The following is a 16,244-nucleotide window of genomic DNA, read 5'->3' on the forward strand; positions in this document are numbered from 1 at the left end:
CTTGAAGCTCTCCCGGATATTCCTCGCGTCCGTCCTCGCACTCACCGCCTGCGGCACCGCCGACACGCCCTCGACCCCGGCTCCCGGCGCGAGCGGCGCCCTCACCCCGATCAAGCTGCAGCTGCAGTGGTTCTACCAGGCCCAGTTCGCCGGCTACATCGCCGCCGTCGACCAGGGGTTCTACAAGGAGCAGGGTCTCGACGTCGAGCTGCTCGAGGGCGGCGTCGACATCGTCCCGCAGACCGTCCTCGCCACCGGCAAGGCCGACTACGCGGTCGCCTGGGTGCCGAAGGCGCTGGCCTCGCGCGAGCAGGGCGCCGGCATCACCGACGTCGGGCAGATCTTCGCCCGCTCCGGCACCTACCAGGTCGCCTGGAAGGACAGCGGCATCACCAAGGCCGCCGATCTGGCGGGCAAGAAGGTCGGCAACTGGGGCTTCGGCAACGAGTTCGAGCTGTTCGCCGGCATGACCAAGGCCGGGCTCGACCCGAGCAAGGACGTCACCCTGGTGCAGCAGCAGTTCGACATGCAGGCGCTGCTCAAGAAGGAGATCGACGCCGCCCAGGCGATGAGCTACAACGAGTACGCCCAGCTGCTGGAGGCCAAGAACCCGGCCACCGGGCAGCTCTACACCGCCGACGACTTCGCGATCATCGACTGGAAGGCCGAGGGCTCGTCGATGCTGCAGGACGCGGTGTGGGCGAACACCGAGAAGCTGAGCGACCCGAACTACCAGGCGCAGACCGTGAAGTTCCTGACCGCCACGATCAAGGGCTGGGCGTACTGCCGGGACAACGCGGAGAAGTGCCGTGACCTGGTCGTCGCCAAGGGGTCGAAGCTCGGCAAGAGCCATCAGCTGTGGCAGATGAACGAGGTGAACAAGCTGATCTGGCCGGCGGCCGGCGCCGGGGTCGGCGTGATCGACGAGGCGGCCTGGAAGCAGACCGTGGACATCTCGCTGACCACGAAGAACCAGACCGGCGACACGGTACTGAAGAAGGCCCCGGAGGGCCCGGCCTACACGAACGACTACATCAATCAGGCGATCGAGCAGGCCAAGGCCGCGGGGGTCGACGTGACGGGGGCATCGTTCCAGGCGGCCACGGTGACACTCACCGAGGGCGGCGCCTGATCTCGGACCCCGCTAGACGGGGATGAGACGAGCCGCGAGGGCGACCGCTGTCAGGTCGCCCTTGCGGAGTTTCTCGGCCGCCTCCGCCTCGCCGAGGGCCTCGAGCCGGCCCGCCGAGGCGTCGATGAGCGCCTGCTCGCCGCTGAGGAGACGACGCGCGATGCGCGACTGGGCGGGGCTCAGCTCGGCGTACGCGCATTTATCCAGCGCGGTGATCGCCTCGTCGTCGAGCCGGCCGTCCATCGCCCGCTCCGTGACGATCTTGATGAGCCAGGCCGGCCACCAGCTGTACTTGCCCACCACCAGCCCGGAGTGCATGGCCGCACCCGGCTCGTGGCCGGCCGCCAGCATCTTGACCGCGAGGTCGGCGTCGAACCGCTCCATCCGCATGGCGCCGACGAAGATCCGCAGGATCTGCTGTGTTTTCAGGAACTCCTCGGACGCGTTGGCGGCCTCGCCGTAGCGGCCCTCCAGCAGGTGGCACAGCGCATACGCCTCGGTCAGGGAGAAGCCCTCGCCCGAGCGTTCGTCGAGCCGGGTCACCGTGGCCGCCAGCCGCTCCACGCTCTGCCGGGCGCGGACGGCCAGCTCGTCGGCCTGCGGCTTGTTGAGATGCCGCACCTGGATGTCGGTGGCGATCTCGGCCTCCCGCCGCAGCAGTGGCGAGGCTATCTTCGCGGTGAGCAGGTCCCCCAGGCCCTCGGTCAGGTAGGCGGTGTCAAACCGCTCGGAGGCCTCCTGGAACTGCGCCCACCAGGACGCCGGGTGTCTCCGCAGATGTTGGGTCACACAACCTAGCGTGACCTACTGACTACTCTCCGGCAAATGATTCGGCCGAGAGGAATGCGTGACAAGGTTCATCGGGTTGAGCAGGCCACCCTTGACAATGGTCCGGCTCAGCGGCCGGGTCAGCTCGGCCAGGCGCAGGGCCCCCTGCTCGCCGATCGCCCGGTAGGCCACCTCGCTCACCTGATCGGTCCGGTCCTCGACGTGCGCCCGCAGCGCCACCCCGGCCTCGGTCAGCTTCCCCCCGGCGTCCATCAGGCCGCTGCGGCGCAGGTCGTCCTCGGCCTCGGCCCACTGCTCGCGGCTCCAGCCGCGGGTGCCGCGCAGGAACCGCGGATCGATCTCGCCGCTGGCCGCGTGCATGACGATCGCGTCCAGGCCGCTGATCCCGTTCGCCAGCAGGGCCGCGATGTGCCCGTCCCCGCGGAACTCGCGCAACAGCATCTGGGCGTGGAAGAGCACCAGGTGCGGACGCTCCGGCCAGGGCAGCGAGGCGTGCGCGGCGAACAGCGGGCGGCCGTGCGGCAGGGTGACCGCCTTCTCGGCCGCCCGGCGGGCCAGCTCAGCCGCCTCGGCGACCTCCGGGCCGGTCACCACCTCCTCGCCCAGGCCACGAGTGAGGGCGGCGTCAGCGGCCTCCAGACGGGCCTGCACGAGCTGCTCCGGCGTCGCCCTGGCCCAGGCCGACGGGATCGCCCTGGCGACCCGGGCCGGGTTGAAGTTGTAGAAGGTCGCCGTCACGATCCCCGGCCCCACCGGGCCGAGTGCGGCGGCACGCGACGCGAAGTAGCCGTCCATCGGGTCCAGACCGAACTCCGCGTAGCGCTCCGGCGCCTCCGGCACGAAGTAGACCATCGCGTGCAGCGGCTCGGTGACCCGCCAGGCGAGTCGGTACGGGGTCTCGGTCACAGCTCCCACGGCAGCTCCTCGGCGTGGACGGCGTCTCCGGAACCGGCGGCTCCGGAGTGGCGCGGCGCGGGTGGCGCCGCCGACACCGTATGCCAGCGACCGGCCCGGCGGGCAGCCTCACGGACGACGAGATGCACCGGCAGCGGTGGCGGCGGGAAGGGGCCGGCGCCCCAGCGCACCCACAGGGCGACCCGGCCGGCGGCGGCCTCGGCGAGTAGCTTGTCGACGGTACGCTGCCGGTCGGTCCGGTCGATCTCGACGGCCAGCGGCGGCGCACCCGGCCGGGCACAGGCCACGTCGATGACCGAGTTGCCGCGCAACGGCGGTGGCAGCGGGAAGACGCTCGGCGCACGCCGATAGACACGCCAACCCTGCCACTGCGCCCACCGCTGCACCGAGTCCGCGATCCGCGCGGCGGCGTCGGCCTCCGCCAGGTCGGTGAAGGTGAGCTGATCCAGCCACTCGGTGAGCGACCGGGCGGTCGTCGTCCCGTCGTCGGCCACGCTCATCGCCGTACGATATCGGGGTCTCAAGCGGCTGCCCGCACCCGCCTTGCCGCGAAGATCTCGGTGAGCTTCTCGGGCGGCATCGGCCGCCCCAGGTGGTAGCCCTGGCCGACGGCATAGCCGAGGCGGAGCAGGCGGTCGGCCTGCTCCTGGTTCTCGATACCCTCGGCCACGGTTTCGAGACCGAGGGCATCGGCCAGCTGTACGACGGCGCGCGCGACCGCCTGCCGCGCGTGTGCCGCCGGGGTGTCCGGCTCGTCGAGTTCGATGCCGTCGACGAACGACTTGTCGAGCTTGACGATCGCGGCCGGGAACGCCCGCAGCAGGCTCAGCGACGACTCGCCGGTGCCGAAGTCGTCCAGCGCCAGCCGCACCCCCATGTCGTGCAGCTCGTGCAGCACCCTGGAGACGTGCTGGCCGCGCAGCACGGCCGACTCGGTCAGCTCCAGGACCAGGCGGTTCGCCGGCAGGCCGGAGTCAGCGAGCGCGGCATCCACGTCGGCCACGAAGTCCGGGTCGTGCAGTTGCCGCACCGAGACGTTCGGCGCCGCCTTGTCCAGCAGGTCCGGACCGAACTCGGCCAGCCAGGCGGCCGCCTGACGACACGTCTCGCGCAGCACGAACCGGCCCAGCGGCACGATGAGCCCGGTCCGCTCGGCAGCCGGGATGAAGTCGGCCGGGGACACCAGACCCTTCTCCGGATGCTCCCAGCGGACCAGCGCCTCCACGCCCGTGATCCGGCCGTCGGCGAGCGCCACGATCGGCTGGTAGACGATCCGGAACTCAGCGGCGTCCAGGGCCCGGCGCAGGTCACCGCCGAGCCGGGCGTGCGCCGAGGCGGGGCGCTCCATCCCGCCGGCGTAACGGACCCAGTTGCCGCGGCCGCGCTGCTTCGCCGCGTACAGGGCGGCGTCGGCGCGGCGCAGCACGTCGCTGGCCGGGGTGCCGCGCGGTGCGGTGGCCAGCCCGGCGCTGAACTTGACCAGCAGCCGCTGGTCGCTGATCGGCACGGCGGTCGCGGTGGCGATCGCCTGGGCCACGTCCTCGCCCGTGGTGTCGCCGGGCACCAGGACCGCGAACTCGTCCCCGGCGAGCCGCGCCACCTCGGCGTCCGGACCGGCCGCGGCCCGCAGCACGTCCGCGAACGCGACCAGCAGGCCGTCACCGGCGTCGTGTCCGAGCGAGTCGTTGACCGTCTTGAACTCGTCCAGGTCGGCCAGCAGCACGGTGGCCGGGCCGGTCGCCAGCACGGTGTCCAGTCCCTGCCGGAAAAGGGCCCGGTTGGCCAGACCGGTGAGCGGGTCGTGGGTGGCCTCGTGCCGCAGCCGGGCCTCCGACTCCTGCTTCTCCCGCAGCAACCGGGTGTTCTCCCGGTAGACGACGTACTGACGCAGCGCCACCAGGCCGGTCACCACGACGGCGGTGGCCACCACGAGCCGTCCCTCCCAGACGCCCGGCGCCCAGTGCCAGGACCGGACCAGGACGTCCGCCACCGGCACGTCGACCGCCAGCACCGCGAGGTACGGCAGCCACACGTTGCCCTTCCCGGTGGGGACCGGGTTCGTGGCGGCCGACAGCTGACGGCGGCAGCCGAGCGCGATCAGCAGCCCGCACACCGGCATCAGCACCGCCTGGCCGGGCAGGATTCCGTGGTAGCCCTCGAGGACCGCGAGCAGTGCCACCCCGGCCGCGGCCAGGCCCGTCGACGCGACCAGCCGCATCGCCCGGCGGTCGACCGGGCCGCCCGCGATGTAGGCCACCTTCGTGATCGATCCCGCCGCGAACAGGCACGCCAGCAGCAGGATGGACAGCGCCGAGACGGTCCACGGCTCGGGCGCCCAGAGCATCGGGGCGATGCCGAAGTGCCACAGCACGACGGCACAGCCGAGGAACGCGATCATCCGGTCCAGCCACTGCTTGCCACGCTCGTACCAGCTGGTCACACCGAGCGGCACCTGCGCCACGCCCCACATGGCGACCAGCACGCCACCGCCGATCAGCACGGCGCCGCCCGGTGGCATGTCGGGCAGCTCAGGACCGAACCGGAAGGCGTCCACCGCGAGCACGACGAACCCGGTCGCGAACAGGTAGCAGCAGATCTCCAGCAGCACCCAGAACCGGCGTCCGGCCGGGGCCAGCGGCACCGACCGCCGCAGCGCCCGCACGGCGAGACCACCGGTCGCCATCGCCGCCGGCATGAACAGGTAGCCGATCGCCACGGGACCCGGCGACAGGCTCACCCACAGCCCGTACCAGAGGGTTCCGAGCAGGCAGATCAGGGCGGCCGCGATGACGTGGCGCCTCATGACGCGTACGCCCGGGTCCGCTGCTTCTCCTCGTACATGCGCAGGTCGGCGGTGTTGAGCAGCTGGTCGGCGTCGGCCGCCGGACCGGTCGCCAGGCCGATGCTCGCGCCCACCCCCAGGTCCCGGCCGTCGATCCGGGCCGGTTCGGCCAGCGCGGTCCGCAGCCGTCCGGCGAGGCGCTCGGCGTCCGCCGGGCCGCCGTCGGCGAGCACCGCGAACTCGTCACCGCCGAGCCGGGCCGGCACGTCCGCGGCTCCGGCGCTGTCGCGCAGCACGCCGGCCACGTGCCGCAGCACCTCGTCGCCGGCCGCGTGGCCGTACGTATCGTTGATCTGCTTGAAGCCGTTGAGGTCGATCAGCAGCACCGTGACGTCACCGGGGCGGGCCGCCATCGCGGCGGTGAACCCTCGCCGGTTCGCCAGCCCGGTCAGCTCGTCGTGCCCGGCCTGATAGCGCAGCATTTCGTGCAGCTCACGGGACTCGGTGACGTCCCGCGAGTTGGAGACCACGCCATCGATGCCCGGCACGTGGGTCAGGTTCACCGCCACCACCTCCAGCCAGCGCCACGATCCGTCCGCGTGCCGGTATCGGCCCTGCATGGTCATCTCGGTGCCCGGCGTCGCGTAGAGCGTCTCGAGCTCGGCGGCGAGCCGTTCCCGGTCGTCGCGGTGCAGGATGTCGAGCGCGCCGCGGCCGAGCACGCCGTCCACCGGGAAGCCCAGCACCCGCTCGACCGCCGGGCTGGCATAAGTGAACGTACCGTCCGCCCTGGCGATCGCGATGATCTCTGACGAGTGTTCCAGAAGTGAGGTCAGACGTTGCTCCCGACGCCGGATCGCGCCGACCAGGGCGTCGTTGACGGCCAGCGCCAGCACCTGCCGCCCGATCACCAGGCCGACGTTGACCAGCAGCCCGGCCAGGGCGCCCCACGCCGAGATCCCCAGCCCGCGGGTGACCAGCACGAACACCAGCGCGGCCGCGCAGACCACCGTGGCGGCGTACGGCAGCACGCTGAACCGCCGGCGGCGGCTGAACCACTCACGGCCGTCCAGGCCACCGGCGCCGTGGAGGAACTGCAGGCGCGGACCGGCCAGCACCAGGAGACACGGAAAGATGATCACGGCCATCTGCACACCGGTGTTCGGCACACTGCCGCTGGGCAGGAGCACGCTGGACCCCGCGAGGCCGAGCGACGCGAGGACCATCGGGACCGCCGCCGCCCGGCTCATCGGGGACACACCGGTCAGGCCGGACCGGATCGCCACGAAGATCGCGCACAGCACCACGCCGCAGCCGAACACGGCCAGGAAGTACGCCTCGAAACCGGCCCCGGCCATGCCCGGTCGGGTCATCAGGCACCACGCCACCACGGCGGAGGCGGACATCAGGATCGCGGTGTCCAGCAGCAGGCGGGTCTGCTGGCGGCGGGGCCGGTTCGCGACCCGTTGCGGCAGCACCAGGCCGATCATCATCACCACGACGCCGAGCATCATCGTCGCCGACTGCACCGGATGGAAGACGATGCGCTGTATACCCGGTTCGGTGATGATCGTGCCGAGTTGCACCAGGTCACCGGCGAGGAACAGCAGCCCGCCCACGCCGACGGCTCTCCAGAAACGACGCGGGTGCGGAGGCAGGTCCGGAATCCCGGCCACCTGGCGGGACAGCCAGAACAGCGCGAGGTCCAGGATCGGACTGACCGTCCAGCAGGCGATCATCTGGGCGCGGGGTGTGCCCACGTCCAGCAGGAAGGGGCCGACCACGATCATGGTGCCCACAGCCAGCGCGATCAGCACCGGATCGCGCCACAACCCGGCTCGCACCGCTGGCGGCATGCCACCCTCCGTCCTGCTCCGGGCCCTCCCCGGCAGTCATCGGCCGGTCCGGGCCCGGTCTTAGCGTAAAAAGCCGACGACCGGTACGCCCCGGCTTGTCATGGCGGGTGGGGCGTACCGGTCGCCGGGGGTCCGGTCAGTCCTCGTCGGGCTCGTCGGTGGGCTGATCCGTGGGCTCGTCGGTCGGGGCGTCCGTCGGCTCGATGGTCGGGCCGGCCGTCGGCTCGATGGTCGGGCCGGCGGTCGGTGAAGTGGTCGGCGAAACGGTCGGTGAAGAGGTCGGAGACACGGTCGGCGAAGTGGTCGGCGCAGTGGTCGGCGCAGTGGTCGGAGACACGGTCGGCGAGGCCGACGGCGACGACGGCGTGGGCGCCGGCTTCCCGGGCTTGCCGGCCGCCTGGATCTTGGCGGCGGTGTACTCGGCGTCGACACGGGTGCCGGTCACCGACACCTTCTGACCGGCGGCCAGGACGTCGAGCTCCACCTTCTTGCCGTTCAGGACGATCCTGGCGTTGTCGGCGACCTTCATCGTCACGGTCTTGCCGCGGACGTCCTTGGTGCCGCTGCGGGCCGCCACGGTGACCGTGCCCGCGGCCGCGTCGACCTTGGTGATCGAGCCGCTGGCCTGGAAGTTGACCTTCTTCACCGGCGCCTTCGTCGGCTTGGCGGGCGTCGGCCTGGTCGGTTCCGGCTTCTTCTCCGGCTTCTTGGCGGCGGCGGCCGTGGCCGCGGGCGACGAGCTCTGGGCATAGGCGGCCACGCCGGAGACGGCAGCGGGGATCGTGACAGCCGCGGCCAGGGCGATGGCGGCGGCGCTGCGGCGCATACGCATCGAAGGAACTCCTCAACTCGGGGGTGAGCCCATCGTTCGCCGCCCCGGGTTCAGCCCGGTTGCCCATACGGTTGCGGCTCGGTTGCGGCAGGAATTGTCACGGACGGTGAGATGCGCCCCGCGGCCGGAATCCGGGAGTTGACATGCCGTGCCGTACTGGGCGAATGTCCTGGGATGCACGATGTTTGGCCGGACGCGGATGTGCTCCTCGCCTCGCGGTACCGCCTGATCACTCTCCTCGAGACAGGCGGTATGGCGCAGGTCTGGCGAGCCACCGACGAGCTGCTCGACCGTCCCGTCGCGGTCAAGCTGCCGGCCGGTGACACCCGGGCCGCACACCTGGCCTGGCGGGAGGCGCGCCTCGCGGCCCGGCTCTCGCACCCCGGCATCGCCGCCGTCCACGACTACCGGGAAGCGGTCCGCCCGGACGGCTCGATCGCGCCGTTCGTGGTGATGGAGCTGCTCAGCGGCGAGACGGTCGCGGCCCGGCTGTGCGACGCCGGCGGCCCGATGCCATGGGGCGAGGCCGTGTCGATCGCGGCCGCCGTCGCCGAGGCGCTGGCCGCCGCCCATGCCGCGGGCGTCGTGCACCGCGACATCAAGCCCGGCAACGTGATGCTCTGCCCCGGCGGCGTCAAGCTGCTCGACTTCGGGATCAGCGCGGCCGCCGGCGAACCGGACGACGACGAGACCGGCGCCAGCTTCGGCACACCCGCCTACGCCGCCCCGGAACGCCTCGACGGCAAGCCCGCCGAGCCCGCGACCGACCTCTACGGCCTGGGGGTGCTGCTGTTCGAGATGGTCAGCGGTGACCCGCCGTACGACGTCAACACCTGGGAGGAGCTCGCCGCCGCCCAGGCACACGGCCCGACCCCGCTGCCCGCGACGCTTCCGGTCCGGCTCCGCGAGCTGATCACCCGCTGCCTCGACGACAACCCGGCCCGCCGGCCCACCGCCGCACAGGCCCGTCGCGTCCTCACCCGGCTGGTTCCGTCGGCGCCCGCCCGCCTGACGATCCCGCTGCCCAAGCCACCGCCCACCGGCCACGCCAAGGTGTTGCCGGCCGCGCCACGCACCGGCAGCCCGGTGATCCGGCGCGTCGCCGTCGGTGTCGCGCTCGCCGTCACGGCGGTCGCGTTCGTCGCGGTGATCAACGCGGTCGGCGGCCCCGACGACTCCGAGTCCGCCCAGCCGGTCCTCCCCACGTCACCGGCCGTGTCCCCCAGCAGCGTGCTGACCGAGGCGACCCCTCCTCCGGCCCCGCCCCAGCCGACCGTGACCACGTCCGCCCCGACCACCGCGGCGGCTCTCACGGTGGAGGCGGCGCTCACCCGCGTGCAGGCCACCGTCGAGGCCGGTGAGGAGTCCGGCGAGATCCGGCCCGACGTGGCCCTCGACTTCAAGAACCTGCTGCGCCTCATCGACCCGGACGCCGACGCCGGCCTCAACGAGAAGGTCGACCAGCTGCTGCGCAAGGTCCGCCAGCGTCAGAACGAGGGCAACATCACCGACACCCGCGCCTCCCTCCTGCGCGAACGGCTCAACGACCTGCGGTCGGCCTCAACCCCATGACCCCTTTTGCGGTACGCGCTACGCGCCCCCGACCGCACCATCGCGTACCGGACCACACCGCGACGGGGCTGCCCACCCCGGCCCCAAGGCGCCTCACGGGCTGAGGCCCCGGGTCACCGGCTGTGTCCTACCGCTGTCTCAGCCGGTGAGGGGACGCCTCAGCCCGCGAGGGGCCCTAGCCGCGGGAGGTGACGGCTACGTCGCGGGCGATGCCAGGGTGCCGCTGCGTAGCCGTACGATATAGGTGTATTTAAGCGGAACCGCGCAGGATCAGACGCGTGGGCAGCACCGTCTCGAAGTCGGCCGGCTCGTCGCCGTCGATCTTGGCCAGCAGCAGCCGGACCATCTCCTGGCCCATCTGCTCGATCGGCTGATAGACGCTGGTCAGCGGGGGGTCGGTGTGACGAGCGACCACCGAGTCGTCGAAACCGACCACGGCGACGTCCTGCGGGACACGGCGGCCCGCCCGGCGAAGCACACGCAGCGCACCGGCGGCCATCATGTCGGAGGCGGCGAACACCGCGTCGATCTGCGGGTACTGCTGGAGCAGCCACTCCATCGCGGTGGCGCCACTGAGCTCACCGAAGTCGCCGCGGGCGGCCGGACCCTCGCCGACGACATCGCGGTAACCGTCGTAGCGGGCGATACCGACGGCCATGTCGAGCGGGCCGGTGATCGTGGCGATACAGCGGCGGCCCTGGTCGCGGAGGTAGGTGACGGCCGCGCGGGCGCCGGCGCGGTTGTCGGCGTCGACGAAGCTGACCGGCTCGGGGTGATAGGGGCGGCCGGCCCGGACGGTGGGCACGCCGCGTTCCTCGAGCATGGCCGGCAGTGGGTCGTCGCCGTGCAGGGACAGCAGCAGAGCGCCGTCGACGTGCTGGCGAGTCAGATATCCCTCGAGCTGGCGGCGCTCCTCGGGGGCCTGCGCGATCATCAGGACCATCTGCAGGTTGCGGGCGACCAGCACCGACGAGATGGACTGCACGATGCGGCCGAAGAACGGCTCGGCGAAGAAACGCTCGCCGGACTCGAAGATCACCAGGGCTATCGAATCGGTTCGCTGGGTGACGAGCGCACGCGCCGCCCGGTTCGGCACATAGCCGAGCTCGTCGATCGCCTCCTGGACGGCTTCCCGCGCCTTCGGGCTGACCTGTGCCGACCCGTTGACGACCCGGGACACGGTCCCGCGACCGACCCCGGCCCTGGCCGCAACCTCTTCGAGAGTCGGCCGCCCCGTGGAGCGACCCCGGTCTTCCCTCATCGCTGAACCGTCCTTTCCGCGACCGACCCACGGTACACGTGCGGCCTGCGCGTTTCCAGCGAGCCCGGCCCTGCGGCAGAGTATGCGGTGTGCGACCCCACCGAATCACGATCCTGGTCCTGCCGGGCGCGGCTCCCCTCGACGTCGGGATCAGCGCGCAGGTGTTCGCCCCGAGGCACGGCCTGCCCTACGAGATGCGGCACTGCTCGCTGGCGGCAGGGCCGGTCCCCGGGCGCGACGGGCTGGGTTTCGTGGTCGAGCACGGCCCGGAGGCGCTGGACGACGCGGACACCGTGATCGTGCCCGGCTTCAACAACCCGCTACGGCAGCTCGAACGGCGGATCCTCGACGGGCTGCGCGACGCCGCGGCCCGTGGCGCCCGGATGGTGTCGATCTGCACGGGCGCGTTCGCACTGGCCGCGGCCGGGCTGCTGGACGGCCGGCGGGCCACCACGCACTGGTCGATGGCGCCCACCCTGGCCCGGGAGTACCCGGCGATCCGGGTCGATCCGGGCGTGCTGTTCGTCGACGAGGGTCAGGTGCTGACCTCGGCCGGGGTGGCCGCCGGGATCGACCTGTGCCTGCACATGATCCGCAGTGATCACGGCGTGCAGGCCTCGAACGACGTGGCCCGGAGGATCGTGGCCGCCCCGTACCGCAGTGGCGGCCAGTCCCAGTTCGTGCCGCGGACCGTACCGGAACCGCTGGGCCAGGTGTTCGCCGCGACCCGCGAGTGGGCACTGCACCGCCTCGACAAGCCGATCGGCGTGGCCGACCTGGCCCGGCACGCGGGCGTCTCGACGCGCACGTTCGGCCGCCGCTTCGTCGAGGACACCGGGTACACGCCGATGCGGTGGATTCTGCGGGCCCGTGTCGACCGGGCGCGGGAGCTGCTGGAGTGCTCGTCGCTCGGGGTGGAGCAGATCGCCGACCGGGTGGGACTGGGCACCGGCGCGAACCTGCGGCTGCACTTCCAGCGGATCCTCGGCACGACGCCGACCGAGTACCGGCGGGCGTTTGGCGGAAAGCTTGCGGGATCCGGCGCTGTCACACCTCCCGCCGTCATCGGTAAGGCCGAACAATTGACCGCATGAGAGCTGCTATCAATGGTTTCGGCCGCATCGGGCGAAATGTCCTCCGCGCCGTCGCGGGCCGCAACGACGACATCGAGATCGTCGCGATCAACGACCTGACCGACGCCCGGACTCTCGCCCACCTGCTCCGCTACGACAGCACCCTGGGCCGCTTCCCGGGAACCGTCGAGGCCGCCGATGATCATCTGATCGTCAACGGACACAAGATCGCCGTGACCGCCGAGAAGGACCCGGCCCGGCTCCCGTGGCAGGACGTCGACGTCGCGGTCGAGTCGACGGGCCGGTTCACCGCCGGCGCGGGCGTGCACGTCACCCGGAAGGTGCTGGTCACCGCCCCGGCGAAGGGCGCCGACGTGACGATCGCCTACGGGTTGAACCATGACGCGTACGACCCGGAGAGGCACCGGGTGATCTCCAACGCCTCCTGCACCACCAACGCGCTGGCTCCGGTCGCGTCGGTGCTCGACGAGCTGGCCGGCGTCGAGGCCGGTTCGATGACCACGATCCACGCGTACACGCAGGAGCAGAACCTGCAGGACGGCCCGCACCGTGACCTGCGCCGGGCCCGCGCCGCCGGGGTCAACATCGCCCCGACGACGACCGGCGCCGCGACCGCGATCGGCGCCGTCCTGCCCCGCCTGGACGGCAGGCTGTCCGGCTACTCGGTGCGGGTGCCCGTCCCGGTCGGCTCCCTGGTCGAGCTGAACGCCCTGGTCAGCCGCGAGATCACCACCGAGGAGATCAACGAGGCGTACGCCGCGGCGGCGGCCGGGCCACTGCGCGGGATCCTGGAGTACTCGTCCGACCCGCTCGTCTCCTCGGACATCACCGGCAACCCGGCGTCGTCGATCCTCGACTCGCTGCTGACCGCCGCGAACGGCCGTCTGGTCAAGGTCGTGGCCTGGTACGACAACGAATGGGGTTTCGCCAACCGGGTCGTCGACACATTGACGCTCCTGTCCCGTTAACCTGTGCGGATGGCGGTCACCCTGGCGGATGTTGCCCGGCTCGCCGGGGTGTCCCCGGCGACCGTCTCCCGCGTCATCAACGACAGTGCGAAAAAGGTCAACGAGGACCTGCGGGAGCGGGTCCTCGCGGCGGTGCGGCAGCTGCACTACGTGCCGAACGCGCACGCGCAGAACGTCGCCCGGCCCCGCAAGTCGGCGGTCGGCGTGATCGTGCACGACGTCTCCGACCCGTACTTCGCCGAGATCACCCGCGGACTGCAGCGGCAGGCCGGCGCGCAGGACCGGCTCCTGGTCATCTGCAACAGCTACCGGGAGCCGGAACGCGAACTGGCGTACGTCGGCCTGCTGCGCGCCCAGCAGGTGCACGCGCTGATCCTGGCCGGGTCCGGCTACCACGACGACGAGTTCACCGCGCGGCTCAACGGTGAGCTGGAGGCGTACCAGCAGGCCGGCGGCCGGGTCGCGGTGATCGGCCGGCACCGCCTCGTCGGCACCGCCGTCCTGCCCGGCAACGAGGCCGGAGCGCACGAGCTGGGCCTGCGCGTGCTCGAACTCGGTCACCGCGAGATCGGCGTGATCGCCGGTCCCCGCTACCTCACCACCACCACCGACCGGCTCACCGGTTTCCGGCGCGCCTTCGAGGAGGTCGGCGTCGAGCTGCCGCCGTCGCGCCTGGTCTACTCCGACTTCACCCGCGACGGCGGTGCGGCCGCGGCCGGAGCGCTGATCGACGCTCAGCCCGGCCTCACCGCGCTGATCACCCTCAACGACTCGATGGCGGTCGGCGCGATGGCCACGCTGCGCGAGCGCGGCGTCCGCGTCCCCGACGACGTCTCGGTCACCGGCTTCGACGACATGCCGATCGCCCGCGACGTCACCCCGGCGCTCACCACGGTCCGCCTGCCCCTGGTCGAGATGGGCGAGCGGGCGATGGCGCTGGCCCTGGACGACGACCACATCCCGCACACCGAACGGGCCGACGCCACCCTGGCCTGGCGAGCCTCCTGCGTCCCGCCGCCGCCCCGCTGACCGGCAGCGTCAGGACTGCGATCCGGCCCATCCGGTGGTGGTCGTCGGCGAACAGCCTGAGCTCGTGCGGCATCGCGAGTTCATGCCTTGCAGCGGCACCCTGACCCCATCGGCACGCAGCACCCCGGCCGAGTCCGCGGACTCAGGCGTCGACGTGGGTACGCTCGCCGTCCGGATCGAACACCGCGATCACCTCGGCCGGACCGCCCCGGGCACCGAAGGCGTGCGGCGTCATCGTGGAGAAGGACGCCGCCTCACCCTCCTCGACGAGCACCTCGCGCTCGCCGAGCAGCAGCTCCACCGTCCCGGACAGGACCGTGAACCAGTCGCGGCCCGGATGGACCCGCTGGTCCTCGAGCCGCCGGGAGGCCGGGCGGGTGATCCGGATCCGGGCCACGGTCAGGCCGTCGTGGTTGTGGTCCCCGCTGAGCACCCAGGTCGTCATTCCACGCTCCGGATGCCGGTGCGGCTTGATCACCACGGCGTCCCCCGCCGTCTCGACGAGCTGGTCGAGGCTGGCGCCGAGCGCCCGCGCGATGGCGGTCAGCTGGTCGAGGCCGATCCGGCGGTGCCCGGTCTCGATCCGGCTCAGCGTCGACGGGCTCAGATAGCACCGGGCCGCCAGATCGTCGAGCGACCAGCCCTTGGCCAGGCGCAGCCCCCTGATGCGGGCTCGGACGAGGGCGTCGACCTCAGCGTCTTGCGTCATACGCAAGATTGTATGCGTCAGCCGCAAACTCTGCCTACAGTCGGACCATGGCACACGAGGAACACCACGGACACGGCAGTCACGGACACGGCAGTCACGGACACGGCAGTCACGGACACGGCAGTCACGGACACGGCAGTCACGGACACGGCAGTCACGGACACGGCAGTCACGGACACGGCAGTCACGGACACGGCAGTCACGGACACGGCAGTCACGGGCACGACAGTCACGGGCACGACAGTCACGGGCACGGCGACGGACTCCGGGAGATGCTCGATCTGGACGCCGACGTCAGCGCCGAACAGCTCGGCCGCTTCACCGCACGAGTCGCCGCACTCGCCGGCGACCACCCGGTCCGCGACGTCGTGGATCTCGGCGCCGGCACCGGGACAGGGACGTTCGCCCTGCTCCGGCAGTTCCCCGAGGCGAGAGTGACGGCGGTCGACACCGCCGACGAGATGCTCGGTCACCTCGCCGGAAGCGCTCAGCGACACGGCTTCGACGGCCGGATCCGGCCGCTTCGGGCCGACGTCGACGAGCGGTGGCCGGAGACCGGTCCCGCCGACCTGATCTGGGCCGCGTCGTCGATGCACCACATGGCCGACCCCGACCGGGTGCTCCGCGACATCCGCGCCACGCTCCGCCCCGGCGGTCAGCTGGCGATGATCGAGATGGAGTCGATGCCCCACTTCCTGCCCGACGACCTCGGCATCGGCACTCCCGGCCTGGAGTCCCGCTGCGACGTCCTGATGGCCGAGGCCCGCGCCGAGCATCTGCCTCACATGGGCTCCGACTGGACGGCCCGCCTGACCGCCGCGGGCTTCACGATCCGCGAGTCCGGCGACCTGGTCGTCGACCTGCCCGCCCCCGTCCCGGCGGCCGCCGCACGCTACGCCTACGCCACCCTGCAGCGCATGCGCGCCGGCCTCGCCGACCGCCTGACATCCGAGGACCGCGACACCCTCGACGTGCTGCTGGCCGACGACGGTCCCCACTCACTGCGCAACCGCACCGACCTGACCGTGCGCAGCACCCGATCATTCTGGATCGCCACGCCCGCCTGACCCGCCACGAGCCTCAGTACAGGTCAGCAGCTCACGTGGTGACCTACGGCTCACCGGCGGGCACAGATCACCACACCACAAGGCAGACAGCCACCCGCGGTGACCTGCGGCCCGCCCGCGGGCACAGATCACCACACCACAAGTGGGCCTGCCCCGTTTTGACGGACATCCAAGATCAGGGGACCTGGGGTCTCCGGGAGGATGTCCAGCATCATGGAGAGCGTGGGAAAGAAGCGAT

At 71.8% G+C, this 16,244-nt stretch carries 14 protein-coding genes; 6 read left to right on the plus strand and 8 right to left on the minus strand.

Annotated features, from left to right (window positions below; translation table 11 throughout):
• The first annotated feature begins 1 nt into the window (after window position 1).
• Window positions 2–1,132: an ABC transporter substrate-binding protein gene (locus CLV67_RS48220; RefSeq protein WP_106330719.1), complete on the plus strand. Its 1,131-nt coding sequence runs from the start codon at window positions 2–4 to the stop codon at window positions 1,130–1,132.
• A 12-nt stretch (window positions 1,133–1,144) separates the two neighbouring features.
• Here the strand turns inward: CLV67_RS48220 and CLV67_RS48225 are convergent, their stop codons facing one another.
• The 6 genes from CLV67_RS48225 to CLV67_RS54080 form a co-directional block, all read right to left on the minus strand.
• Window positions 1,145–1,921 (minus strand): hypothetical protein, encoded by a 777-nt coding sequence (locus tag CLV67_RS48225; RefSeq protein WP_106330720.1) that lies wholly within the window; start codon window positions 1,919–1,921, stop codon window positions 1,145–1,147.
• A gap of 15 nt (window positions 1,922–1,936) precedes the next feature.
• Window positions 1,937–2,836: an SCO6745 family protein gene (locus tag CLV67_RS48230; protein ID WP_239166946.1), complete on the minus strand. Its 900-nt coding sequence runs from the start codon at window positions 2,834–2,836 to the stop codon at window positions 1,937–1,939.
• Window positions 2,824–3,336, minus strand: a complete 513-nt coding sequence (locus CLV67_RS48235; protein WP_106330722.1) for a hypothetical protein — start codon at window positions 3,334–3,336, stop codon at window positions 2,824–2,826. Before CLV67_RS48235 ends, CLV67_RS48230 begins: the two co-directional genes overlap by 13 nt.
• A gap of 20 nt (window positions 3,337–3,356) precedes the next feature.
• Window positions 3,357–5,639 carry an EAL domain-containing protein gene (locus CLV67_RS48240; RefSeq protein ID WP_106330723.1) on the minus strand — a complete coding sequence of 761 codons (2,283 nt, stop codon included), beginning with the start codon at window positions 5,637–5,639 and terminating at the stop codon, window positions 3,357–3,359.
• On the minus strand, window positions 5,636–7,474 hold the full coding sequence (locus tag CLV67_RS48245; RefSeq protein WP_106330724.1) for a diguanylate cyclase domain-containing protein: 1,839 nt from the start codon (window positions 7,472–7,474) through the stop codon (window positions 5,636–5,638). Before CLV67_RS48245 ends, CLV67_RS48240 begins: the two co-directional genes overlap by 4 nt.
• A gap of 136 nt (window positions 7,475–7,610) precedes the next feature.
• Window positions 7,611–8,306, minus strand: coding sequence for a PT domain-containing protein (locus tag CLV67_RS54080; RefSeq protein WP_239166947.1), 696 nt, complete (start codon window positions 8,304–8,306; stop codon window positions 7,611–7,613).
• 174 nt (window positions 8,307–8,480) lie between these two features.
• Between CLV67_RS54080 and CLV67_RS48260 the strand changes: the two genes are divergently transcribed.
• Entirely contained in the window at window positions 8,481–9,878 is a 1,398-nt protein-coding gene (locus tag CLV67_RS48260; RefSeq protein WP_170154284.1) for a serine/threonine-protein kinase, read from the plus strand.
• Between the two features lie 250 nt (window positions 9,879–10,128).
• Here the strand turns inward: CLV67_RS48260 and CLV67_RS48265 are convergent, their stop codons facing one another.
• Window positions 10,129–11,139 (minus strand): LacI family DNA-binding transcriptional regulator, encoded by a 1,011-nt coding sequence (locus CLV67_RS48265; protein WP_106330728.1) that lies wholly within the window; start codon window positions 11,137–11,139, stop codon window positions 10,129–10,131.
• 89 nt (window positions 11,140–11,228) lie between these two features.
• Here CLV67_RS48265 and CLV67_RS48270 point away from each other — a divergent pair, with 89 nt between their 5' ends.
• The 3 genes from CLV67_RS48270 to CLV67_RS48280 are packed head-to-tail and all read left to right on the plus strand — an operon-like array spanning window position 11,229 to window position 14,230.
• Window positions 11,229–12,233 (plus strand): GlxA family transcriptional regulator, encoded by a 1,005-nt coding sequence (locus CLV67_RS48270; RefSeq protein ID WP_106330729.1) that lies wholly within the window; start codon window positions 11,229–11,231, stop codon window positions 12,231–12,233.
• Window positions 12,230–13,201: a type I glyceraldehyde-3-phosphate dehydrogenase gene (gene gap, locus CLV67_RS48275; protein ID WP_106330730.1), complete on the plus strand. Its 972-nt coding sequence runs from the start codon at window positions 12,230–12,232 to the stop codon at window positions 13,199–13,201. Before CLV67_RS48270 ends, gap begins: the two co-directional genes overlap by 4 nt.
• A gap of 9 nt (window positions 13,202–13,210) precedes the next feature.
• On the plus strand, window positions 13,211–14,230 hold the full coding sequence (locus tag CLV67_RS48280) for a LacI family DNA-binding transcriptional regulator (RefSeq protein ID WP_106330736.1): 1,020 nt from the start codon (window positions 13,211–13,213) through the stop codon (window positions 14,228–14,230).
• 142 nt (window positions 14,231–14,372) lie between these two features.
• Here CLV67_RS48280 and CLV67_RS48285 read toward each other — a convergent pair whose 3' ends face one another.
• Window positions 14,373–14,939: a helix-turn-helix domain-containing protein gene (locus CLV67_RS48285; protein WP_106330731.1), complete on the minus strand. Its 567-nt coding sequence runs from the start codon at window positions 14,937–14,939 to the stop codon at window positions 14,373–14,375.
• A gap of 272 nt (window positions 14,940–15,211) precedes the next feature.
• On the opposite strand from CLV67_RS48285, the gene CLV67_RS48290 reads away from it, so the two are divergent.
• The gene (locus CLV67_RS48290; protein ID WP_211304175.1) at window positions 15,212–16,006 is read left to right on the plus strand and encodes a class I SAM-dependent methyltransferase; all 795 of its coding nucleotides are present in this window, start codon (window positions 15,212–15,214) and stop codon (window positions 16,004–16,006) included.
• Window positions 16,007–16,244 lie beyond the last annotated feature (238 nt).

Origin of the sequence: Actinoplanes italicus (genome assembly GCF_003001815.1) — a bacterium.
GTDB lineage: Bacteria > Actinomycetota > Actinomycetes > Mycobacteriales > Micromonosporaceae > Actinoplanes > Actinoplanes italicus.